The sequence below is a fragment of the Shewanella sp. MBTL60-007 genome (assembly GCF_019654915.1).
Taxonomy (GTDB): Bacteria; Pseudomonadota; Gammaproteobacteria; order Enterobacterales; family Shewanellaceae; genus Shewanella.
In genome coordinates this window covers 96,783-120,473 of the sequence record NZ_BPET01000004.1, presented here as the reverse complement: position 1 = coordinate 120,473, position 23,691 = coordinate 96,783, and the positions used below count along the sequence as shown (strand labels likewise).

The window sequence follows — 23,691 nt, the reverse complement described above, 5'->3', positions numbered from 1 at the left end:
AACAGCTTACTGAATGCTAACTTTTTACCCAGCCCATCGCCTTTTGCGCCACTGGCGTCTTTAACGGCGGGAACCAAGAGAGTAGCCGCAGCCCGAGGTTTCGGCCAATCACCAGCGGCCAATAGTCATTGGAAAACCCGCGAACTAAGAATTCGATATTGTTCATGGTGCTTTGCCTATCGGCCTTACGACGCTCAAGATAGGCATGAGTTAATGCTGCGCTTCCCACATCAACGGCCGATTGTGGTTCGCCATCAACATTAGTGAGCGCTTGCTTACTTAGTTGCGCTTTTGCTAGCTCTTGCTGGATCACATCTATCAAGCACATGACATCACGCAGACCTAAGTTAAACCCCTGACCTGCAATCGGGTGCAGAGTTTGCGCCGCATTGCCTAAAAACACGGTGCGATGATAGATAGGCCGCGGCATATACGACAGCAATAGCGGGTAACTAAAGCGGTTACCGATATCGATAAAGCGCCCGGCTCGGTAGCCAAAGGCTTGCTGCAGCTTGTCGATAAATTCACGCTTTGGTGCGCTTAGTAGGTGCTCAGCTTCATCGGGCGGTAGTGCCCACACTAAAGAGAGGCGCGACTCACCGTTACAGTCAGCCATCGGCAGTAATGCCAGAGGCCCCGTTTGAGTAAAGCGCTCATAGGCCCAACCTTCATGGGGCTGCTCAGTGTGAATGTTGGCGATAATTGCGCTCTGGCCAAAATCAACCTGCTCTAATGGCTGCTTAAAGGCTTGGCGCACCTTCGAGTTAACCCCATCGGCGGCAACCACTAGCTTAGCGGCAATCTGCTGACCATCTTCGAGGGTCAGCAATTGTGAGTCCCTGCATGCCTCGATGCTTTGCAACTTATTGGGGCAATAAAGCGCAATATCACTTTTTTCTAGCAGGCTAAACAATTTATTACCCACAGCTTCAAGCTCGACCACTTGGCCGAGATACGGTAGATGGAATGACTCGCTGTTAAGCTCAGTCATACCAAAGTGGCCGCGGTCAGAAACATGGATATTGCTAATTGGTGTTGCTAAGGATTCGAGCTGCTGCCAAAGACCTAGCTGCTCTAGCTGAAAGATTGAGCCATGGGAGATAGCGATGGAGCGGGCATCGAAGCCTGGGTGCTCATTGCTTGGCTTATGGGTCTCGATAAGAGCGATCTTAAGGGGAAGCGAGCCCTTGCTAGTCGCTAATTTAAGCTCTTCGACCTGCTTTTGTACAAGCTGGGCCAGTCCTAGGGCTAAAGTCGCCCCTGCCATCGCACCACCAACAATGGCGATATCAACTTCATTAACCTCTGCGGTAGTTGCAAGGCCAGCGCATTCGTTAGGATTAACCATGGGATCTATGAACTCAACAACAAAATAAATTTAGGTATTACTGATACAAAAACCGCCATGCCTAGAGGCGATGGCGGTATTTAGTTATCAACGAGTTAGTGAAGCACGCCCACATCGATTGGTTCGTTGTCATCGACGGCTGGACCAAACTCGGCGTAACACATCAGCGCCGCCATACGAGTGAACTCCATCAACTCAATCAGCGCCGCCTCTGACTCTTCGTCTTCGGCAACGTCAAACTCCACCTGAGCGATCTCAGACAAGTCTTGGATCACCTCACGCACATCCAGTGATGCTTCGTTAAGTTTAGGCTGAATAATCGCAATGCCCGTAAGGAAGCTTTGTACCCATAAGGATAGCGCTTCGACGCGCTTAGGCAGTGACTCTTCCTCTTGCGGTAGCATAGGGCTAAAGCCGAAGTCAGTATCTGACAAACGGGTAACCGCATCTTGATACAGTTCCTCAATCAACGCTTGCAGCTCATTAGGTAATGCCTGACCGTCATTCATCAGCTCAAGTAGCGGTTGAGTCCAACCCGAGGCGTTTTGCTCTACCCCGCCACAAATGAGTCCAACGAGTGCGCCATGAACTTCGACAGGGTGCTGACCAATCTCAGCGGCGTTGAGTGCTGCAAGTAACTTATCTATGCGCAATGTAGGTAGGCTAGCCATAAGGTGTTATCCAATCACAAAATATACTCGCTTCATGCTAGCAGAAGTGGGGGTTTCGACCAAGAGTCGACTCGATAAAGTCGGTAAAAGTTTGCGGGCTTAGCCACAAAAGCAGCAATCCCTAACCTCGCTTAATTAGCTAAAGGTTAACAGTTTAGTTAGCGCTTAATTACTTTATTAGTACAAAGTGGTTTATGTTTATACGCCAATGGCGATCTAAACAACAATTAATCTAAACAGTGCCAGTTTGCACGCCGATCGTGTTGCACTTTGCTATGTAGACCGATATAGTCCGCTCAAGTGCATGGTTTAAGGATTCTTCTCGGGATGAGTAGCAAGGCGATTGACATAACCCTTTTGGGTCGTACCTACTCTATTGCTTGTCCACAAGGACAAGAGGCTGCGCTTAGGCATGTGGCCAACAACCTTGAAAAGCAGTTAAGCTCGCTTAAAGCGCGTACTAACAATATTAGCCGTGAAGAAATAGCCATTATGGCAGCGTTAAATATCGGCTACGAGCTGTTAGAAGAACAGCAAAAGAATCAAGATTATATTAGGCAAATGGATAATAAAATCGGTTTGCTGCAGTCGACACTTGAAGATGCGCTCGTTGAACGCTCTACAAAACCCGACGAGAATTCGTTATAATAGAGCTTGCTTAATCAGCAGCCTTTAACAGATTTATCGTAAGCCCATTTAGGTCACCCGACTGGTTTACGAACACAAGTTTTGCTCCCTGGGATATGCGCTAGCTGGTAATGTCCCTGTGCCGATACTTACAAACCCAGGGTGAATGTTTTACTGACATTGTGCAAGCTCGGCTCGTACCGAGAAGCCTTAGGAGGTACTCATTTACCCGCCTTGAACCTACGGTTCAAGGGCTACACCAGCGGTCGGTATTCTGGGGAGCATCTACTCTTGCTAATAAAAGCAGCAATAAGCCATCTCGACAGAGGTGGCTTTTTTGTTTATTAAAGGTCATAGATTCTAGAGCGCTTCGCTTCGAGAACGGACTTCGTCCTGCTAGAAAAATCAAAAGCATGACGGGCTAAAGCCCGACCTACAAAGAAAGATTAAAACCGCTTTTCCGTCTTAGCATGTACCGTCTCAGCTTGTACCGTCTCAGCTCTTCCTAGAACCTAGAACCTAGGACCTTTCTTAGCTTTAAACAAGATCCTAGAGCGCTTCGCTGCGAGGACGGACTTTGTCCTGCTAGAAAAATCAAAAGCATGACGGGCTAAAGCCCGACCTACAAAGAAAGATTAAAACCGCTTTATCGTCTTTGCTTTAACCGTCTTAGCTTTAACCGTCTTAGCTTTAACCGTCTTAGCTTTAACCGTCTTAGCTTTAACCGTCTTAGCTTTCACCGCCTCAGCTTTAACCGTCTCAGCTTGTACCGTCTTAGCTCTTCCTAGAACCTAGGACCTAGAACCTAGGACCTTTCTTAGCTTTAAACAAGATCCTAGGGCGCTGCGCTTCGAGAACGGACTTCGTCCTGCTAGAAAAATCAAAAGCATGACGGGCTAAAGCCCGACCTACAAAGTAAAATTAAAACCGCTTTTCCGTCTTAGCTTTCACCGCCTTAGCCTTAATCGTCTTTGCTTTAACCGTCTTAGCTTGTACCGTCTCAGCTTTAACCGTCTCAGCTCTTCCTAGAACCTAGAACCTTCTCTTCCTTCTTGACCAATTGAGATTATGCATATATCACAATCTGCAAAAGTCATTAATTAAGCACCTCACCCAAAATAGCTACAAATCAGGAGCTTAATATAAAACCAACTTTTGACCGATTATTGTTTTCAACCTAAGTTTCGAGTATAAAGCCGCTAATTATTAATAACTTGCTACTTAAGGACTATGACAAGTTACCTACGGAAAGCCCGTCGTTGTTACGCGGTACTGCTCATTACACTCTTCGCTCTTATTGGTTGTCAATCTACTCCCGAGACACCACCTGCACCAGCGAAGGTTATCCCCCATGCATTAAGCCACCTGCCTTTCGATGTGAAAGTTGATGGCGAAGATATTATCGATATTCAATTAGCACTAGGCGATCGCAACTTATACCTAAGCGATAATGGCCATATCAAAATGGTGTCAATTGCTCAGTGCCCACTGGATATCTCGGCGCACCGTGGTGACTTTCGCATGCCAGAAAGTAGCGACCTAGCTATCGCGGCGGCACTTATCGATAACTATAACAGCGTTGAAATTGACGTTATGCAGCTTAAAGATGGCACTTGGGTTAACCATCATGATAGCCAAACTGGGCGGGCAACGGTTTATTACACCGGCGAGCGCTACAAACTTGAACGCATGAACCGTAAACAATATGCCAACCTAAAGCTACGCCAAAAAGGCTCGAATGAATTACTGGATAGGCGACCCATTACTGCCTATGAGGCCTTTACTACCTTTGCAGCCTATCGCTCTTATGATCAACTGCTAAACGTAGAGATTAAGTCTGAAGCTAATGGCCATGAGTTAGTTGAGCTCGACAATATGTTGCGCCAAACCATTGGTCAGGGTCGCTTTTACTACTCGGCATCAGATCTAGAAATGCTGGAAAAGCTTCGTGGAATTAACCCACGCGTCTACCTAGGTTTTGTCCAAGGTGCACACCCAACCAGTGTCGATAAAGTCACTGCAGATCTACGCCGCGGCGCACAAAACGATGACTACTACTTAGATAACCAAAATAGTATCGAGTTTGCCGGTAAATATGGCACTAAACGTTATCGTTCTCGCTATAAAAACTACGCCTCACTTGCAGGTATTAAAAAGCTCAATGACAAGCTAGGTAATAACACAGGTTTGCACTTAGATATTCGCAGTTTTATGCAAAACACTAGCGTTCTAAACAGTGCGCACCGTTATGGCATGAAAGTGTATACCTATACGATCAACGGCACCGATTATCATCAGTCGCAACTAAAGCGTTTATCTAAATCAAAGCTACCTGATGGCGTCATTGTCGACACAACACCTTATAAGATCTGCCAAAAGCTATTTAGTCCTGCCGTGCCTAAAAAGCGCTATCAGCCGCTAACCGCTTCGGGTAAGTATATCGCTTCGCTACCCAGCGATGCTGACTTTGACCGCTTTAACGAAATGCTAGGCTATCAACAAGAAGGCTATTACATCTCGTTAAATTCGGGCCTTAAATCGATTGCCAGCGCTAAAGCAAAGCCTAAAAAGGTAAGCAAACTGACTCACGGCAGTAATCCACATGGCTTCCCAACCATTGTCGATGAAGAGCTAGAAACCACGAATAGTCAAACCATTATTTTAACCCTACCAAGTAGTAACAATGACTGATAAAAAGCACAGCCCATTTGCCACTGGCTTATTAAAAACGGCGCCGACGCAAACTAAAATGGCCGCCGCAGAAAAAGAGTTGCAGAAGGTGCAAAAACAGCAGCAATCAAGTGCGGCTAAAGAGCAAAAGCAACAAAAAATCGAACAACAAATCGCTGCAACCGGCAAACCATTTTGGTGGCTGATGACCATGTTCATCTGCTCTGTGGTTTATCTATTTCCTGAAGCTGTATTCAATGCCGCTTTAACCGAAGTTGCTGGCGGACGTAACTCTAGCCATGAAGATCTTCGCGCCGTTGAGCTATTTGGCCGAACCATTAGTGGTATCGGCGTAACCTTACTACTAGCCGATATGCTGCTAAGCGGTAAGCGTGTTGCGAAAGTTGGTCGCGCACTCGGTTATTTCAGTTTAATCGCTGTACTAGTGTGGCCAACAGTATTCTTTGGCCAAAAGTGGTTAGTGGATAAATTTATCATTGATGCATCAACTGCAGAGGAGCGCCAACAGGCTTATATCTCGCAGGTATTACGTAGTGCATTAATCGAAAAGTCGATTCAATTTGAAGGCATAAACTACGACCCAGATACCGCTCACAGCGGCACTGAAAAAACCTTTTTATCTGTGTTTGGTGGCTTAGTGTATGCCGACGATAAACTAGTTGATGACCTATCGCAGAAAAAGCGCATGATCATGGAAAAATTTGTCCGTGATAGAGCCCTATCTAACTTTGATAGTCATTACCAAGACTATGATGACTTCCGCCAAACCTTACGTAGTAAATACCAAGAGTACGCCGATGGTTCTGCTAAATACAACCGCGCAATCGACAGCGCACCTGAGCGCGCTGATGAATACTGGTTAGACACCCAGAATCAAGTCAAACAGGGTTGGGAGAAATACCAAAAAGGCGTTACGGCCTATGAAGCTAGGGTTGAGTCTCGAGCACAGAAAATCGCACCTAAACTTTATGACTATTTCGAACGTCGTAACGAGTGCCGTGAGAGAAAAGGCAACAGCCGTAATAGCTGTTATGAGCGTTTACAAGAGAACTATGACCGTGAAATAGAAAAATTAAGTATTCCCTATATTCCAGCAGACGACTGGCTTATTCGTGAAGAGGTCACAACCACAGAAAATGTGGGAAACTCAATCATTGCGGGTGTGATGACTTTAGGCCTATACACAGCGATGCAGGCAGTTGATGCGGCAACAGGGGGCGATGCTGGCTTTAAAGATCACCGCATGGTGTACACCAATGACGTTAACCATTATAAGAATGTGTTGATGGTGAAAATGGAACCCGACTTTATCAAAGAGTCTGGCGGTTATCCGCTCGGTATTAACTCTTTGCATACGTTTAGAGTGCACGAACTCACCAGCGTTAAAGTAAATAAAAAGCTTAAACAAAAGGGCTTAAGTTTACCTACTGCTTGGTCTATTACCGACCGCTTAACATTTGACAAAGCGGTGGCAAGTAAAGTCCGCCAGCAAGCTGATATTGAGTGGCGTAAAAACATGAGCGCTAAAAATATGGATATGCCAGCAAATCTGAGTTGGCAGCAGTTCCAGCGTCACCACGAAATTCAGCAGCGTATTGAAAAACGCATGGGTGAATTATACGTGAGTCCGACTTTGGCTGACTGGAATAACCGCCAATTTAAACAACATATTATTGAGCCAAATATTCAACGCAAAACCACTGAATACCTAAATATTTTAGAAGCGCAGCAAGCTGAGTTCGCTGATGGTGGTGTATTTGAGTCAACGGGTAAGTCGGCGCTGCGAGCAACGATTATTCCTCCGATTTCAATGTCGATAAGCTTAGCGCTAGTACTACTTACAGTGCTTAAGCTACCAATGAAGTTAGTGGAATTAGTGCAAGCTAAGCAGGCTAAACCTAAAGATGAAAAAATGGCTAAGCCCTATGTCAAACCAGCCATCACCTTAACCATATTGGCTTGTATTTTTGTGGTGCCACTGTCTATTGGTGGTAACAAGTACACCATGGAAGACTCAGCGATGAATTACTTCTTCGAGCAGATGGAGAAGAATGACTCGGCCAGTATCTCTTACGCCTTAAAGTGGCTTTTAGTCACTCAGCCGCTAGTTCAACCTATAGGTTCATCCATCGACAACGCCCTGAAAATGACTCAAGGATTCCATGGGATTAGTGGGCCGCTTGACCGTTTCGACTTAGCCGTATTGCCTGAGCATGATGAGGTGGTTAGTGCTAAAGCCACAGCCGCTAAACCAAGCTTAAAACTGCCATTAACCATTAACACCAATGTGGATAATGCCAGAATTTCGGTGATGAATATTAAGCCTAAATATCAGCCAGGAATGCAACTGCCTCCAGGCGGCTACGACATCAAAGTCAGTGCGCCTGGATACCAAGCAGTGCGCCAATGGGTGTATTTAAAAGCCGATCAAACCCAATTTACTATCAAACTTTAACCAGTGATTTTATAGGAAGTATCAGGTGAGTAAGTTACAACAGTTTCAAGATTTTATTCGAAGCAATGGTGAAGAAATCACTGGGGTTAATGTCCCCGTAGTCCTCAGCGATGAACAGGCTAAAGATGCCCAGTTAAAGTTCAATTTTGGTTGGCGAGTCGAAATTGGCGTAAGCAGTCATAAACACGGTGGTAGCCGCCCATCGGGGATTTATTGCGGTAGCTCATCTGAAGCTAGTGCTGATGCACACAAAGCGGCAGAGGAATACGTCAGCGGCCGAGACCCACTGTTTAACGAACGTTTTTTAAAGATTCTTGGACCTGATGTTTCCAAGAACTTCTTAATCAAAAATACCAGCTTAAACTCAGCCCCAAATGCTTACGTAGGTGGAGATACGTGCAGTAACTGCCGCGGCTCTGGCTGCGTAAGATGTAGTAGTTGTAATGGTCGCGGTAAGACAAACTGTACATCTTGTGGAGGCAGAGGCCGCATCAGTGTCAGTAAGTACGACAGCTATAGCGAACGCACTATTTACACGACAGAATCATGCTCTAGCTGTTGGGGCTCCGGTAATTGCACTTGTTACACTTGCTCCGGGAGTGGCGACGTGACTTGTGGCACTTGTGGTGGTAGTGGCACCTTATACTATAGCTACACCATTGATGGTGAAGCTAAGCGCAGCACTAAGTGGTACTACACCAGCAGCGACTATCATGAGTGGACCGGCGATTTCGTTAAACGTACAGGTCTAAACGTAGTGCACTGCGTTAACGATATCACCGAGATCGATGTTGAAGGCGACTTTGATGGCTGCACCTTTGTTTATGGCTTTACAGCGGTATTACCTACCCTACAATTTACCGCGACGATTGACAAAATCGACACAAAAATGTGCTTTGCCGGTAAGCAATACCGTACACACGATGCCGGTGGTATTTACGACCCAGCTGTATGGCAAATAGCTCAAAAACTTGGAGGTGGCAGCAAAAGCGATGATGTAAAAGCACTGGCAACGCCTGCAGTTAAAGACATTATTGAAGCCAAAGAAACCAAGAGTAGCATCGCTTTACTAGAAGAAAACTGGGTTTCTAGCGATATCAAAGACGCTATTGGCGCTAATTACGATAGCTTAGTTGGCCAACTTAAAAAGCAAAGCATTAAAGGGATCATTCCTAAAATGATGGGGTCATTAGTCAAGTATGGCTACCTGTTCTTTACTTTGGCGATATTGATTGCACTGTTCTTCCCTGAATTTGCTAAAGAAGCGCCTGGCAGAATGGGGATTATGGAGTATCCACAATGGGTTGTTGCGGTATTGAGTGCTGACTTTGCCCTATTTGGTGTCCACCCTCTAGCTAATTATGCCATGGCGTTAGGCTTATTTATTGCAAGCTACCAACTGGTTAAACGTTGCTACTGGAAGAATATTGGTAAAGCGAAAACCTATGCTTTGGCATTAGGCATTACTCTGCTGCTACCTCATGTATGCTTAAGCTTATATTACAATACTCAGGCCGCAATGTACTATGGACCATCTTTCGCAGAGGGCTTAGCTGGCGGGGCGTTTTTTGTTGGCTTATACCTACTAGTTTTAGGCGTGACTTGGCCGAAAAAATGGTACTTAAAGCCTGTGGGGTTGATTGCTGCTGCCGCACTATATGTTGGTATTCAGTTTGTATTCGCCATGCTTAATGGCGCATTGGGAACTGTACCAGCAGGTGAAAACTACTTTAGAGGGTTAGGCCATATTGTTGGCTCAGCATTAATGTACATTCAGTACAACTTTATTGAGATTGGCATGCTAGCAGTGCTATTTAGTTATTTCTTAACCCGCCGACGTTTTTGGCTTAACGCTAAAACCTTGGTTGCTGACTACAACAGCCCTGTTCTGCTTAAGTCGATGAATATGGAGCGTTAAACGCTAAATTCATAAGAAGATATAGTCAGTGCTAATCCCGCACTAAAAACAAAAAAGCAGGCACAATGTTAACTTGGGCCTGCTTTTTCATTTCTGCGATATGGTATTAGTCTTTACCTAGAAACAAATTAAAATAGTAACCACCGTACCCTACAGTGGCTGCAACGACTATGGCCCACTCATACCAAATAATTGTTTGCCCAGTAAGCAGCTCATAACCAAGATTACACCAGAGAACGAAAACGAGAATAAGTGAAGACAGTGCTGCAGCAAGCATATTTACCCTTTGAGTATGTTTATATTTAAATATTTCGATTTGATTGGGCTAGACACACTTGGCATGCCTTGTCTTTAAGTACAACCTTGTGGCCCACCTTAGCCTTTAAGCCCAAAGCTTACTGAATTTGTTCTTCATACTGTGCATAGCATCGTTAGCAACATCACTCGCATCGCTAATGGCGTTACTAACCTCATTAATTGCATCGCTAACGGCTTCATTTTGGCCGCATTTGTTCAACTCCTTGCCGCCAAAGTGTTTACCTAAGCTTGCTCCGGCTGCTGCGCCAACAATAGTGCCTGCACCGGGTACAATTGACCCCATTACAGCGCCAACTTTTGCACCAACCAATGCGCCCCCCACAGAACCTGCCACCTCGGCTTTTCTTGCCTCAGCACTGTTGTTTTTGCCAGAGACGATGCCTCCAACTAAATTTCGTTCAACCTCTTCATCAAACCCATCAACATAACCTAACCTCTCCCGCCAGCTGGTCATGGCGGCAATCAGTAACTCCGGCTCGTAGCCACGATTAAGCAATTCACTAAAGATCCCAAGGACAATATCCATTCCAAAACTTTGGTACATGTTACGAAGATCGATATAAATTGGATCATCAGACAGTTGCGCCCCGACAGAGTCACGGACAAACTTACCCATGGGGTTAATGACTGAGCCCACGATACCGCTTACATCACCAATCAATGAGCTACGGTCTTTTTCGATAATCCCTTCAACAAAGGCGCAACCCTGCTCAAACTGCTCATCATTGAGCATAATAAATTGATGAATATCAGCCCCTATCTCTTCACATACCGCCTCACATAGGCACTGTGGACCGATAACGATCTGCGTCACCATGTCTGCTTCAGGCATGGATAATGCGTTTTTAAGGTGTAAATCTAAGATGGTAAATGCTTCGGCTTCCAGCTGCTGAATTCGATTCATAGTTGCTCTCTTTTGCCTTAGTTCTTAATCGTTAGCTGCTATTAATGGTTAGCTATTAATGGCTAGATTTATAGGCTAAGTATTAATGAAGTTCAAAATAGAATCGGTCAAGTTGTCACCAGCATCAATATCGCCGATATAAGAGGTATCTAAGCCACCTTGGGCATCATAACTATTGGCACCAAATGCGGTATCAGCGGTGTAGCCGGAAAACTGACCGTTAGCATTGTATCTATCGACACCACCAAAAGCGTTTGGGCGAGTAAAGCCATCAAATTGTCCTTGGGCGTCGTAATGATTCACTCCACCGAATACGTTATCGATATCCTGTCCAGCAAAAGCCCCATGAGTATCAGAAAATGAGATGCTATTTCCTAAAGGGTTAGCCATGCCACTGCCAACAAACGCGCCATTTTCAAACATGCCAACGCGCCCCGCAAACTGATTGGATAGATTTATCATTTTTCACCCTAGACTCGGAATTAACCACCAAAGTATACAACTGTACACACCAGTGTTCAATGGGAGATTGTAGAATCTAGAACGCTTCGCTTCGAGGACGGACTTCGTCCTGCTAGGAAAAGCAAAAGCTTGACGGGCTAAAGCCCGACCTACAAAATAAGATTAAAACCGCTTTTTCGCTTCCTCGCTTTTCCCTCTTTCCCCGTCTTTGCTTGCACCATCTTTAAACCGTCTCTGCTTTCACCGTCTTTAAACCGTCTCTGCTCTTCCGGCTTTTACCATTATTGCTTCCATCAACTCAATTTAACTCTTTAATTTGAAACGATCTGTGCTTCATATGCGGCTTGGTCTAAAATATCAAAAACGATATCTTTCACTAGTCGATCAGAGTTTCTCTCCTCTTCACATAGCAGGTAAACAAAATTGGGTATTGCCGCCTCTACTTCCGGCATTACGCCCTTATGCTCTTCCCAGTTGCTAACACTCACTCTAATTTTCCACTCTGGAGTGCTAACGAGCTGATCATCTAGATGCTCATTGAGCCTGTCGCAATCGTAACCTTGCATCAATTCAGACTCATTCGCCAATGAGAAAAAGCTAAAGCCATAAACAAGTAAAAACATAATACTCATTTTTTTCATTTTAAATTCCTACCTACTATTACTACTCAACACTCTTAATGGGCTCAGTGAAACTCACCGCTAAACTAGCGAATAACCCTCTGCAGCCATTTTTTTGATAACGTCATTCAACAAATCTAGTGGCACATGACCGTTTACACGAAAGTATACACATGCATACCCACAGGTATAATTGGGTTCAGTTTATTTTGACCCGACTCACACTCACCCCGATATTTAAACATCTCCTCTATAGTGACTTCTGTCCTGTAACGGACAGAACTCTCTTTAAATACTCCCTAAGCTTTACGGTAACGAATCACATGCTGCCGCCACAGTACCGGCCTCGATAGCAGAGAAATAGATGAGAAAATTAGTAATAATATTAATTGCTGGCGTATCGTTTAATACGTCGGCTGAGTTAGATGAAAAGATTGCAGCGTCATTTGCGGCAAAATATGAGGTCTGTGCGTTAAAACTCAAAGATACAAAGAGTTATAAACTGAAAGCCTTGGGACTCAAAATCAAAGCCGATGAAATTGGTAAAGATAAGGTCAGTGCCGATTACATTAAGGCCTTTGTGAAAGAGAAGAAAAAGGCCTGGACTCTACCTTTGAGAAAATGCAAAAAATTCGCCGATAGGCTCTAATTTAACTAAACGATAAATAGCTGTAATACGTTCAATTTTTATTGAAGGTTGCGACGGAGCAAATAGACAATAAGGCTGTACTTGTATTGACCTAATAGCTCTATGAACGCGATTTTGCTCTATAGATTGACGCCCTTCTCGGTTTTAAATTTGTCCGCTAGCGGACACTTTGTTGCGGCTAACTATGTCATAATCTGATCTTTCCCCTCTTAATCACCACTCTAAGGTATGACATTGATTGACTCGAAGCTTAAAGACGTTATGCGTTGGGATACAGAGCTTTCACCAGCTTTAGTTAACAAATTAATGTCTGTTGCTCAGCTAAAAACTCAATTAAAGCCTAGCGAAATGGATGGCTCTGCTATCGCTCATCAAGGCGCGAGTTTTATACTTGAGGGCACTGTGGTTATCGGTATGCAGACACCGAGTCTTAAAACCGTCAATAACATAGTGATGGGTAAAGGCGATTGGTTTGGTAATTATGACAATCAGAATACTGGCTGCACACCGTTTTTTATTACCGAGGTCGATAGCGTAAAGTTAATTCATTTTAGCAATTTCGACCTCCATCGTATAGCGCAGGAAAATGTCGAAATTTATAAGTGGTTCCATATTTTATCTTTTGAAGCTAAAGCAAAATGGTTGCAATCTCAGCTTATGATGAGCGAGGTAAAGGACAAGCGCATTGTCTATCTACTGATCGAACTTGCTGCACATATTCCAAAGCTGTTAGGCGAGATCCCTCAAATTAAAATTTCACAGCAGCAGATAAGCAAAATCACTGGAATAGCCCGCCAAAGAGTCAATGAAGCGATTAAGCAACTGGAAGTGGAAAAGTTAGTAGAAATAAAGCGTAACTGCATCTACCTTACCGATCTCACCGGTCTTGGACATAAACTCGATAGCGTAGATTTAAGTATCCGAGATCCTAGACTGCTTATCTGTCATTCAGGTCATAATTAACTGTTATGATTGATGCACTCAGCTTAAAAACAAGGAACGAGATTCTAGAACGCTGCGCTCCGAGGACGGGCTAAAGCCCTACTAGGAAAATCAAAATCCTGACGGGCTAAAGCCCGACCTACAAAAGTAAAGTTGAAGCCGCTTTTCCCTCTTTTCCCGTCTCTGCTTTCACCGTCTTTAAACCGTCTCTTCTTTCACCATCTTTAAACCGTCTCTGCTCTTCCGGCTTTTTCTCGTCTTTGCTCTCACCGTCTTTAAACCGTCTCTGCTTTCACCATCTTTAAACCGTCTCTGCTCTTCCGGCCTTTTCCCTATAACCTTTCTTTGCTTTTCCGGCTTTACCCTTTCTAGGTTCTAGGGTCTGCTTTTCATAACACCTAACTCTTTGACGGGCTAAAGCCCGACCTACAAAAGTAAGATTAAAACCGCTTTTCCCGTCTCTGCTTGCACCATCTTTAAACCGTCTCTGCTTGCACCATCTTTAAACCGTCTCTGCTTTCACCGTCTTTAAACCGTCTCTGCTTGCACCATCTTTAAACCGTCTCTGCTCTTCCGGCCTTTTCCCTATAACCTTTCTTTGCTTTTCCTCGAACCTAGAACCTGCTTTTATATGTTAAGCTGCTTAACTCATTAATAGGAGCCCTTTGATTATGCCGTCCCAGTTACCGCCTCAGTTCTCATCCAGCGCGAGCGATAAAGTATGCCGTAAAGCGATCCGCAGCCAGGTGAGAGAAGCGCGTCGTTCATTAACGACAGAGCAACAAAGCAGCTTTGCGAAAAGTGCGGCGGACTTTACCCTATCAAGACTTAAACAGCTCAAGGCGCAACGTGTTGCCCTCTACTTAACCAATGACGGTGAACTCGACACTACGCCGCTTATCGACGCGCTTTGGCAGGCTGGTATTGAGGTGTATTTGCCACGGTTGCACCCTTTTAGTCCTGGGAACCTGCTCTTTCTACGCTACCAAGCCGATACCCAGATGCAAAAAAACCATATGCGTATCTGGGAGCCAAAACTCGATATCACCCAGATGCAACTCCCCCATCAGATCGATGTGGTGATCACACCGCTTGTGGCCTTCGATAAGCAAGGTAATCGCATGGGCATGGGCGGCGGTTTCTATGATAGGACACTCGCTAACTGGCAACACAAGGGCAAGCCTTTACCCATAGGCTATGCTCATGATTGTCAGCAAGTTGATAGCCTCCCCTGCGAGCATTGGGATGTGCCATTACCCTTTATTATCACCCCTAGCCACTGCTATAGCTTTCAGTAATAGCTGTTATTAGACTTATTGCTGCTGAAAGGAAGTTGTTTAAGCCTTTCAGCTATATACTCAAAAAGGTGAATCAATTAAAACAATGGCTTGAAAAATCTCGACAACTTTCATCCAGTTCCCCTCGTTCTGCCCCCTCTCGTTACTCATAACCCCGATTCGACAAGACTATACTTAACAACATCTTTTCATTATTTGGACAGGTGTTATGAACACTGAAATTAACAACTGGTCGCTAGATATGCACCAGATTGAAACCTGTAACTGTAACCATGGTTGTGGCTGCCAATTTGCAGGTTTTCCCGATTTTGGCTCATGCGAAGCCTTACTCGGCTTTATGATCAACCATGGCCATTTAAATCAGATTAAGCTCGACGGTTTAAAGCTTGTGCTGGCCTTAAAATGGCCTGGTGCTATCCATGAAGGAAACGGCACTTGCATCTTGTTTATTGACTCGAGTGCCAATGAGGAACAGGTCACAGCACTAGCGACGATATTTTCAGGCGCAGCAGGCGGAATGCCATTAGAAGCCCTCGCCAGCACATTTACCACAGTTGTAGGTCCGGTTATTGTCGATATCAATATGGACACCAGTGAAGAGAGCCCTTCTTTCGATGTTGAAGGGGTAATGAAAGTCCAACAAAAACCGCTACTCAACCCTGTAACTGGTGAAAATCAGCACGTACACATTAGCTTTCCTGACGGTGGTTTTATTTGGAACGATGGCCGGATCGGTACCACAGAGAGCATGTGGCTTAAACACGATGCGCTAAGCTTTAACCATCCGGGCAAATTTGCCGCAAAGGCCAATGTTCAGTGGCCAAACGGGTGAGCCTAACCTATAGCAGAGGTAGAATGCAGACAGTGAGGTTTACAAGTGGCTAGTCTCTCGCAAATTACTCACAGTCTCCACTCGCCCATCACTTGGGTCAGTATCCTGCTGCTTACCGGCCTCAGTTGGTATTACATGTTGTTTGATATGACCATGGTTATGTCACCCCATTGGGGGCTGTATGAGCTGAGCTTCGTTTTTATTATGTGGGCGGTGATGATGGTAGGTATGATGATGCCTTCAGCCACACCTATGATCATGTTGTTCGCTAAGATCAGTCGCACTCGCCGACAGAGATCGGCGGAGTTTGTCTCCTCTAATCTCTTTATTCTTGGTTATCTGCTGATCTGGAGCCTATACAGCTTGATTATTACCCTTGTACAGTGGCAACTCCATGAACTAACGCTAATGACACCTATGATGCAGAGCGGCAACCCTATTTTCAGTGGTATCTTATTGATTATTATCGGCATCTATCAGATCTCTCCCTTAAAACAGCAGTGTTTAAACCACTGCCGCTCGCCACTTAACTTTCTTATGACCCAGTGGCAAGAGGGCAATCTCGGCGCTATCAAGATGGGACTAAAACACGGCCAATACTGTGTGGGTTGCTGCTGGCTATTAATGGCGCTGTTGCTGATTGTTGGAGTAATGCATATAGGTTGGATCTTAGCGCTATCGATTCTCATCTTACTGGAGAAGGTGGTGAGCTGGCCCGAAGCGATCAATATTGGTATTTGCTTAGCTTGCCTTGGATTTGGGCTTTACTTTTTGGTTGGGTAGAGGGTGTTTCTGCAAGTTAATTCAACCACCACAATTTTTGCATACATTCTGTTAACATCTAAAGTTTAAGTCTATATACTCCTAGAGCTCGAAAAGAACCCACAATTTATCACTAAATGGAATTAGTAATTTATGCATAACTTAGTTAAGACCCTATTCTTAGCGGTATTGCTTGTAGCGCCAGCTAAAGCCAGCAAGATTACAGCTACGCATTTCTCTAAACTAAAAATGATCGAGTCCGCTCAAGTCTCACCCAACGGTAAATCGATTGTGGCCATTTACAATACCAAGAATGGCCCACAAGTCGTGTTGTCCGCTTTTGGTAATAATAAGATCACCCCGTTAGCCCAACTAAAGAAGGCAAAAGATAGAGTCGATTATGTTCGATGGTCTGGCGACAAGTATGTATTGATAGGAACTAGCTACCCTGGCTACTATCGTGGCATCTATTATCGGGTCTCTCGCCTCTACTCCATCGATGTTCAAAATAAAGAAGTTCGCGAGCTCACCCATAAGCGGCTAAGAAAAAGCCAAGGACATAAAGTCCAGTCTTATCAGTTACTATCAAGCTTACCAGCTAAAGAAGATCAAGTAATTGTCAGTACTTATGACTCTCGCGATAAAGCGTACAGTGTCTTTACTGTTGATCTTGAAAATGGAGACTTTGAAAAAGAGTTTGCCAATAAATACGATGTCTCTAGCTGGTACCCTGATATTAATGGCACTATTCGTTTAGGCATTGCAGGCGAAAAGCGACAGGGGATTTTTGACGATAAGGGGCATTTTATTAGCACCTGGTATCGTAAGAATGCCAACGAAGACTTTAAGTTACTGCATAAACGCAAGTTTGGCGTAGGTCATAGCTTCAACATCCTTTCGTTATCTGACGATGGTACTAAAGCCTATGTGATGAGCGACCGAGAAACTGGGCGTCAAGCCCTGTGGCTATACGATATTGAAGCCGGAGAGTTCAGCCAAAAGGTGTTTGGTCATGACACATTTGACTTAAGTGGTGGCTTAGAAAACGGCAGTGGTGAATTAGTCGGTGTTGTCTGGAAAGAGGACTTTATGCAACGTCATTACTTCGACGAAAAGGATAGCCAGCTACTCAACAATGTCCAAGCCGCGCTACCCGGTTATGAAGTTTCAATTGCCAGTAAGAGTGACGATGACACCAAGGTGTTAGCCTATGCGATTAAGGATAACTCTCCCGGTAAGTATTTCTGGTTAGATCTGACAGCTAATAAGGGAGGGATCTGGTTCTCTCAATATCCACAACTTGAGAACGTGCCACTCGCAACTGTTCAGCCAACTCAATATCCAGCAAGTGATGGGGTTATGATCCCTGCTTACCTCACAATGCCTAACAACCTAAAGCCGGGAGAGAAGCCTGCATTTGTGGTGTTACCCCATGGTGGCCCCCATGCTCGTGATATGCGCTACTTCGACCCGCTAGTACAACTCATCGCCAGCCAAGGCTACGCTGTACTACAGATGAACTTCAGGGGCTCTGAAGGTTATGGCACTGAGTTTGAAACTGCAGGTTATTACCAGTGGGGCAAGCGTATGCAGCAAGACGTGATGGATGGTGTTGCTTGGTTAGATAAACAAAATATTGTTGCTAAAAATGCCTGTATCGTTGGTGCCAGCTATGGTGGATACGTCGCGCTAACCGCAGCGTTTCAAGATAGTGAACGCTTTGACTGTGTCGTTAGTATCGCAGGTATAAGCGATCTAAAAGAGATGATTAAAGATGAAGAGAGACTGTCTACCTATGTCGATAACATCGTAGCCTCTAATGACAGTGCAGCACTGAAAGCATTAGATCAGGTTTCGGCAATCAAGCATATTGATCAGATAAAAGCCCCCATTCTGTTAATTCATGGTACCAGAGATACCCGAGTTAACTACAGTCAATCTAAAGACTTTTATAACCAAGCTAAAAGTAAGCTGGATATTAAATATATCGAGTTTGAAGACGGTACCCATTTCTTAGATGATCCTAAAAACCGAAAGGTCGCCTTTGATGAGTTAAGCGAGTTCTTGGACAAGCATCTTTAATCCTGCTTACAACTCAACATCGCTTGGGCTGAAGAAACTAGCTTAATTGGAAAGATAAAAAAGAGCGCAACGCGCTCTTTTTTGCTTTATATAGAAGACGATTATACCTGCCAGTCTATCGGCGCTTCGCCTCTAGCTTGTAATAGCTCATTGATTTTTGAAAAGTGCTTACACCCGAAAAAGCCTCGATAGGCCGATAAAGGCGAAGGGTGCGGCCCAGAGATGATCTGATGCTGCGGCGCATTAATCCCTTTGCCTTTCTTAATAGCGTGGGCGCCCCAGAGTACAAAAATAATAGGTTGAGGTTGCTCATTTAGCAGTGCTAAAGCGTTAGCAGTAAAGGTTTCCCAACCAGATTTTGCATGAGAATGCGCCTTGCCTTGCTCTACGGTTAATACCGTGTTGAGCATCAAAATCCCCTGCTCGGCCCAGCGGCTCAAATTGCCGTGGTCTGGCACAGTAAAACCGTCGATATCGCTAGCCAACTCTTTGTACATATTTACCAGTGATGGCGGCGTCTTGACTCCGAGTTTAACCGAGAAGCACAAACCATGTGCCTGCTCTGGACCATGATAGGGGTCTTGTCCAATGAGTACCACTCGCACCTTATCCAGCGGCGTTGAGTCAAACGCGGCAAGCACCTCAGCCTCAGGCGGGTAGATCACCTTACCCGCTGCGCGTTCAGCTTGGACAAACTGCTGCATTGACTGAAAATAGGCTTGTTGCTGCTGCTCGTTTATAAATGATGACCAACTAGAGTGCGCAGTCATGCTCTAACCTCAAGATAAAAATTTGCCTAAGCTTAAAAGGTCGCAGTATCACTTGCAATCGTTAGCGCTAAGATAACCAGTAAAACAAACTTTAACTGTGATTAACTGGTGGGCTCTCTATTGAGAAGAAGGAAACGCTAACAATTTTGTCATCTTAGGCACTATCTTCTACGACAAAAACCAACCTTTGATCACTGGTATTAAAAATTGTCAGTGTTAATATAGCGCCTCACTAATCTTTGGACAGCAATTGATGTACTCTCCAAACCACTCTTATAAACGGCATTCAGGCTTCACTCTGATTGAACTGGTTGTCGTCATTATCATTTTAGGTATTCTTGCGGTTGTGGCTGCGCCAAAATTTCTTAGCCTATCAGAAGACGCTCAGGTCTCTCACGTTAAAGCCACTGGCGGCGCCTTTAAGTCTGGTATCGATTTAGCCAGAGCCGTATGGGCGGTGAAGGTCGGTGATGGCCCTGCCGAAAACCTGCCTGTGTTTGGCGACTCAGATGACACCCATGTCGACTTTAATGCTAACGGTTGGCCCGCGCAGCACTATTTCACCGATAATGAAGCCTCGCCTCAGCTCGATAACGTCGAAGATTGTATCTCTGTATGGCAAGTGCTCTTTCAAAACAATGAGCCTACGGTTTCAGAATCTGGCACCACCGATGAAACAGACTATAAAGCAAATTATATCGCACTCGGTGTTTGCAGATATGACTACACAGATAACACCAACTTATCGATTACTTATGACTCGAATAATGGCAGTGTGGTGGTAGACTCAGATCCCAATAGTTAATAACAATGGTTCATTAATGGCTCATTTAAGATAGAATCGAGTCACTACCATACGTAAATAAGAGCAGAAGCAAGATGTCAGAAGCTAAAAAAGAAACCACCATTTTTGAACTAGCCGATCAATTCATTGCGTTGGCGAACGAACTCGCAGCTAAAGAGCAAGATGTCGGTAAAGTCGGTACGGCTATGCGTTTTGCAGCCTCTCGCTTCAATGCATTTGAAGCCGCGTTGAAATCATCGGATCTTGCTGCTGAAAAAGATAATGCACTTGAATGGTTTACTGATGAATATAAAGCCATGTTAAATGATAACTTGGATGACCATATCAGAAATCCAGTTCAGTCTCGTGAGCCTGAGCCAGAAGCGGCTAAAGATGATGCCGTACAGGTATTTAACTCTTAATCACGTTAAGATTAACGGCTAAGCATACAATAAAAAACGCCATCATATTGATGGCGTTTTTTTATATCTTTAACTGCACAACTTACAGCGTCACAACAACCCGCACTGCTAATAAAATTAACACCACACCCGATAATTTATCGATTAAAGCGGCTTTCTCTCTCAGCTTAGGTAACACTGCAGAATGAGACAAAATAAGTGCAATTAAGGTATACCATAGCCCATCGACAATTAGCGGAGTTAGCACAATTAACGCCTTGCCGGTCACACTATCGGCCACCATCACAAACTGGCTGAATAGCGCCAAGAAAAACAACATAATCTTAGGGTTAAATAGTGATATTGCTAAACCATCTCGAGCTGCGGTAAATGCATCAGTTGACTCCCCAGCAGCGAGTTTATCTGACATGCCACCTTTTGAACGCAATGCCTGCACGCCCATATACGCCAGATACAATGCACCAATGACTGCGATACCGTTAAACACCATAGGCGCTTGTTTTAACAAAACCGCCAAACCTAATAGGGTCACTAAGGCATAAACCCCAATGCCGATAGAGTGCGCCCAAGCGCAGATGATACCTTTACCTCGACCGCCACCTAAAGTGTGCCTTACCACCATAGCTAAACTCGGGCCCGGTGACATGGCTCCCAAACAGCAGATAGCTAGTAAGCCTAGCCAAGCGCTAATACTCATCTCTTTCCTTTCTTGTCGTGTGACTACGTTAATCGCCACAATATACATGATTGAACCAAGGAGCTCATACTATCAATTGAGATAAGCTGAAATGACAAAGGGATAAAGATCTGGTTAAACTCAGCTTGCAGCGTTCAATATCACGTCCAAATTAAGCAATTTATCGCTAACGAGTAAAAAATAATGTAATTAAAACAGTTGAACACAGCTAAACTCTCTAAGCTTTGGAGTCATCATCTATTAAATATCATGGAGTATTAATGAGCACCATTTCAGTATCGATTCTGGTTTTCTTTGCACTGATTTGTTCCCTTATTGCCGTGCTAGTCGGGCTAAAAGTGAAGGGAAAATATATTCCTAACGGCGTACTTGTGGTTTTAGGCTTTATGGCGATGAGCGTAGGTGCCGTGTTTGGCTTTCTCAACTATGGTGAAGATTATGACGCCTATAAACGGCTTCATTGGCAAACGCTCACTCCAAGCCAAATCCAACCACTTGTGGACGAGGGTTATACGGTATTTGTTGATATCACAGCAGACTGGTGCAATATCTGCCTCGCCAATAAAGCCTCTGTGACTCACAGGGAGAAAATCGTCAACGCCTTAACCCAAAGCAATATCATATTGATGCAGGGTGACTGGAGCCAGCCTAATGTCGTGGTAGAAAGTTATATGCAAACCCAAGGCAGAGGTGGGACGCCCTATAATAAAATCTACGGCCCGGGTGCACCAAATGGCATTGTGTTACCTAGCCAGCTGACCATGGAATCAGTATTACATGGTTTAAACAAAGCCAAAGGCTAGCTCCCTCGGCTAGCTAAGAGATAAGGTCACGCTATTTCGTGACCTTATCATTTTAGCGTATACTCTCACGAGTCATCGTCAATGAGTATCCAGCTATGTCAGCGATCAACCTTGAAGCCAACACCACTCATTCTGAGTTCCTGCCCGAAAATCAACTTATCTTGAATGCCGTCAGTGAAGGGATCTACGGTTTCGATCTTGATGGCAATGCGGTGTTTATTAATCCCGCAGCTGAGAGAATGACTGGCTGGCAAGCCCATGAATTACTCGGTAAGAATATTCACGATTGCCACCACCATAGCCACAGTGACGGCAGCCATTATCATAAAGATGACTGCCCCATCTACAACACTCTCAATGACGGTATTGCCCGTGAGATCTCTCACGAAGTCTTCTGGCGTAAAGATGGTAGTAGCTTTCCGGTGCACTACACTTCAACCCCAGTCTATAAAGAAGGCGTACTCATGGGGGTGGTGGCGATATTTCGTGACATTAGTATTCAGAAACAGACTGAACGCTCTTTAAGGCAAGCTCTTGAGCAGGTACAAGCCCTTTCAGAGAAACTGTCGTTTGAGAATCAATACCTACAGCTTGAACTGGCAGACCGTACTGGTGACGTTGAAATATCGGGAAGTAGCCAGCCAATCAATCAACTCATCCAACAGATTAAGCTCGTTTCCAATACTGAAAGTACCGTATTAATCAGTGGTGAAAACGGTACAGGCAAAGAGCTTGTCGCCCGAAATCTGCACCGCCTCAGTAATCGCGCCGACAAGCCTCTTATCAGCGTTAATTGCGCCGCATTCTCCAGTGCATTATTGGAAAGTGAGCTATTTGGTCATGAAAAAGGTGCCTATACAGGTGCAACGAGTCGCCGCAAAGGGCGCTTCGAACTTGCCCACCAAGGTACGCTGTTTCTAGATGAAGTCGCAGAGCTTAGTCTAGAGGCCCAATCTAAATTACTAAGAGTGATCCAAGAGCAGGAGTTTGAGCGAGTGGGTAGCAGCCAAAGTATCAAGGTAGATATTCGTCTTATCACCGCCACTCACCACGATCTACAAAAACGTGTAGAGCAAGGCCTGTTTCGTATGGATCTCTATTATCGTCTCAATGTATTCCCTATTGTGGTGCCACCACTAAGGCAACGTCTAAGCGATATTCCAGAAATTGTCAGCCATTTAATTGAAGATTTGAATCGTAAATTAGGTAAGAAAATTAGTCAGGTTAGCCAAAAAGGTATGACTAAACTTATGCAGCACAACTGGCCGGGGAACGTACGCGAACTGCAAAATGTATTGGAGCGCGAGATGATCCTATCTCAAGGGCCAGTACTTGAGTTTAACCAACTGCAATTCATCGAGCAAAGTGCAACGCAGAAACAGACACCTATAACGAATCAAACTCTGCAAGAGGTTGAACGGCAACACATTTTGCATGTGCTTAAACAGACACAATGGCGTATATCTGGAGCAAGCGGAGCTGCAGCACTACTCGGCCTGCCACCAAGTACATTGAGATCGCGTATGAATAAGTTAGCCATCTCCCGCCCAATCTGATCCAACGCCTCTAAAGCACGATATATCACCAAGTCACGATATGTCGTGCATCCAGCAAAACAACTTATAAAATTTATTGT

At 44.7% G+C, this 23,691-nt stretch carries 22 protein-coding genes and 1 other RNA gene; 15 read left to right on the top strand and 8 right to left on the bottom strand.

Going from position 1 to position 23,691, the window contains the following annotated elements:
- Window positions 1-16: 16 nt before the first annotated feature.
- Both ubiH and K5Q92_RS02425 read right to left on the bottom strand, forming a co-directional pair.
- Window positions 17-1,348: a 2-octaprenyl-6-methoxyphenyl hydroxylase gene (gene ubiH / locus K5Q92_RS02430; RefSeq protein WP_220767465.1), complete on the bottom strand. Its 1,332-nt coding sequence runs from the start codon at window positions 1,346-1,348 to the stop codon at window positions 17-19.
- 95 nt (window positions 1,349-1,443) lie between these two features.
- Window positions 1,444-2,019: a UPF0149 family protein gene (locus tag K5Q92_RS02425; protein ID WP_220767464.1), complete on the bottom strand. Its 576-nt coding sequence runs from the start codon at window positions 2,017-2,019 to the stop codon at window positions 1,444-1,446.
- Window positions 2,020-2,346: 327 nt separating this feature from the next.
- Between K5Q92_RS02425 and K5Q92_RS02420 the strand changes: the two genes are divergently transcribed.
- The 5 genes from K5Q92_RS02420 (at window position 2,347) to K5Q92_RS02400 (ending at window position 9,710) form a co-directional block, all read left to right on the top strand.
- Entirely contained in the window at window positions 2,347-2,667 is a 321-nt protein-coding gene (locus tag K5Q92_RS02420; RefSeq protein ID WP_220767463.1) for a cell division protein ZapA, read from the top strand.
- 82 nt (window positions 2,668-2,749) lie between these two features.
- A non-coding RNA gene (ssrS, locus tag K5Q92_RS02415) (6S RNA) lies at window positions 2,750-2,931 on the top strand.
- Window positions 2,932-3,876: 945 nt separating this feature from the next.
- The gene (locus K5Q92_RS02410; RefSeq protein ID WP_220767462.1) at window positions 3,877-5,337 is read left to right on the top strand and encodes a glycerophosphodiester phosphodiesterase family protein; all 1,461 of its coding nucleotides are present in this window, start codon (window positions 3,877-3,879) and stop codon (window positions 5,335-5,337) included.
- Window positions 5,330-7,792, top strand: coding sequence for a hypothetical protein (locus K5Q92_RS02405; protein WP_220767461.1), 2,463 nt, complete (start codon window positions 5,330-5,332; stop codon window positions 7,790-7,792). Before K5Q92_RS02410 ends, K5Q92_RS02405 begins: the two co-directional genes overlap by 8 nt.
- A gap of 25 nt (window positions 7,793-7,817) precedes the next feature.
- The gene (locus K5Q92_RS02400; RefSeq protein ID WP_220767460.1) at window positions 7,818-9,710 is read left to right on the top strand and encodes a hypothetical protein; all 1,893 of its coding nucleotides are present in this window, start codon (window positions 7,818-7,820) and stop codon (window positions 9,708-9,710) included.
- 106 nt (window positions 9,711-9,816) lie between these two features.
- Here the strand turns inward: K5Q92_RS02400 and K5Q92_RS02395 are convergent, their stop codons facing one another.
- The 4 genes from K5Q92_RS02395 to K5Q92_RS02380 all read right to left on the bottom strand — a co-directional run bounded on the left by K5Q92_RS02395 (window position 9,817) and on the right by K5Q92_RS02380 (window position 12,035).
- Window positions 9,817-9,987 carry a hypothetical protein gene (locus tag K5Q92_RS02395; protein ID WP_220767459.1) on the bottom strand — a complete coding sequence of 57 codons (171 nt, stop codon included), beginning with the start codon at window positions 9,985-9,987 and terminating at the stop codon, window positions 9,817-9,819.
- Window positions 9,988-10,092: 105 nt separating this feature from the next.
- On the bottom strand, window positions 10,093-10,932 hold the full coding sequence (locus K5Q92_RS02390; RefSeq protein ID WP_220767458.1) for a DUF6861 domain-containing protein: 840 nt from the start codon (window positions 10,930-10,932) through the stop codon (window positions 10,093-10,095).
- Window positions 10,933-11,007: 75 nt separating this feature from the next.
- Window positions 11,008-11,394, bottom strand: a complete 387-nt coding sequence (locus K5Q92_RS02385) for a hypothetical protein (RefSeq protein WP_220767457.1) — start codon at window positions 11,392-11,394, stop codon at window positions 11,008-11,010.
- A 311-nt stretch (window positions 11,395-11,705) separates the two neighbouring features.
- Window positions 11,706-12,035 (bottom strand): hypothetical protein, encoded by a 330-nt coding sequence (locus K5Q92_RS02380; RefSeq protein ID WP_220767456.1) that lies wholly within the window; start codon window positions 12,033-12,035, stop codon window positions 11,706-11,708.
- Window positions 12,036-12,378: 343 nt separating this feature from the next.
- On the opposite strand from K5Q92_RS02380, the gene K5Q92_RS02375 reads away from it, so the two are divergent.
- The 6 genes from K5Q92_RS02375 (at window position 12,379) to K5Q92_RS02350 (ending at window position 18,579) form a co-directional block, all read left to right on the top strand.
- On the top strand, window positions 12,379-12,663 hold the full coding sequence (locus K5Q92_RS02375) for a hypothetical protein (protein ID WP_220767455.1): 285 nt from the start codon (window positions 12,379-12,381) through the stop codon (window positions 12,661-12,663).
- 228 nt (window positions 12,664-12,891) lie between these two features.
- Window positions 12,892-13,626 carry a Crp/Fnr family transcriptional regulator gene (locus tag K5Q92_RS02370; protein ID WP_220767454.1) on the top strand — a complete coding sequence of 245 codons (735 nt, stop codon included), beginning with the start codon at window positions 12,892-12,894 and terminating at the stop codon, window positions 13,624-13,626.
- 650 nt (window positions 13,627-14,276) lie between these two features.
- Window positions 14,277-14,903 (top strand): 5-formyltetrahydrofolate cyclo-ligase, encoded by a 627-nt coding sequence (locus K5Q92_RS02365; RefSeq protein ID WP_220767453.1) that lies wholly within the window; start codon window positions 14,277-14,279, stop codon window positions 14,901-14,903.
- A gap of 208 nt (window positions 14,904-15,111) precedes the next feature.
- Window positions 15,112-15,735 carry a DUF1326 domain-containing protein gene (locus tag K5Q92_RS02360; RefSeq protein WP_220767452.1) on the top strand — a complete coding sequence of 208 codons (624 nt, stop codon included), beginning with the start codon at window positions 15,112-15,114 and terminating at the stop codon, window positions 15,733-15,735.
- 45 nt (window positions 15,736-15,780) lie between these two features.
- A complete protein-coding gene (locus tag K5Q92_RS02355) occupies window positions 15,781-16,518 on the top strand; it encodes a DUF2182 domain-containing protein (protein ID WP_220767451.1) in 738 nt (245 codons plus the stop codon).
- A 132-nt stretch (window positions 16,519-16,650) separates the two neighbouring features.
- Window positions 16,651-18,579 (top strand): S9 family peptidase, encoded by a 1,929-nt coding sequence (locus K5Q92_RS02350; RefSeq protein ID WP_220767450.1) that lies wholly within the window; start codon window positions 16,651-16,653, stop codon window positions 18,577-18,579.
- 101 nt (window positions 18,580-18,680) lie between these two features.
- Here the strand turns inward: K5Q92_RS02350 and ung are convergent, their stop codons facing one another.
- Window positions 18,681-19,349 (bottom strand): uracil-DNA glycosylase, encoded by a 669-nt coding sequence (ung, locus tag K5Q92_RS02345; RefSeq protein WP_220767449.1) that lies wholly within the window; start codon window positions 19,347-19,349, stop codon window positions 18,681-18,683.
- Between the two features lie 253 nt (window positions 19,350-19,602).
- Here ung and K5Q92_RS02340 point away from each other — a divergent pair, with 253 nt between their 5' ends.
- Both K5Q92_RS02340 and K5Q92_RS02335 read left to right on the top strand, forming a co-directional pair.
- A complete protein-coding gene (locus K5Q92_RS02340) occupies window positions 19,603-20,154 on the top strand; it encodes a Tfp pilus assembly protein FimT/FimU (protein ID WP_220767448.1) in 552 nt (183 codons plus the stop codon).
- 74 nt (window positions 20,155-20,228) lie between these two features.
- Entirely contained in the window at window positions 20,229-20,555 is a 327-nt protein-coding gene (locus K5Q92_RS02335) for a DUF3144 domain-containing protein (RefSeq protein WP_202722645.1), read from the top strand.
- 82 nt (window positions 20,556-20,637) lie between these two features.
- Here the strand turns inward: K5Q92_RS02335 and K5Q92_RS02330 are convergent, their stop codons facing one another.
- On the bottom strand, window positions 20,638-21,252 hold the full coding sequence (locus tag K5Q92_RS02330) for a LysE family translocator (protein ID WP_220767447.1): 615 nt from the start codon (window positions 21,250-21,252) through the stop codon (window positions 20,638-20,640).
- A gap of 260 nt (window positions 21,253-21,512) precedes the next feature.
- On the opposite strand from K5Q92_RS02330, the gene K5Q92_RS02325 reads away from it, so the two are divergent.
- On the top strand, window positions 21,513-22,055 hold the full coding sequence (locus K5Q92_RS02325; protein WP_220767446.1) for a thioredoxin family protein: 543 nt from the start codon (window positions 21,513-21,515) through the stop codon (window positions 22,053-22,055).
- A 95-nt stretch (window positions 22,056-22,150) separates the two neighbouring features.
- Window positions 22,151-23,611, top strand: coding sequence for a sigma-54-dependent Fis family transcriptional regulator (locus tag K5Q92_RS02320; protein ID WP_220767445.1), 1,461 nt, complete (start codon window positions 22,151-22,153; stop codon window positions 23,609-23,611).
- Window positions 23,612-23,691 lie beyond the last annotated feature (80 nt).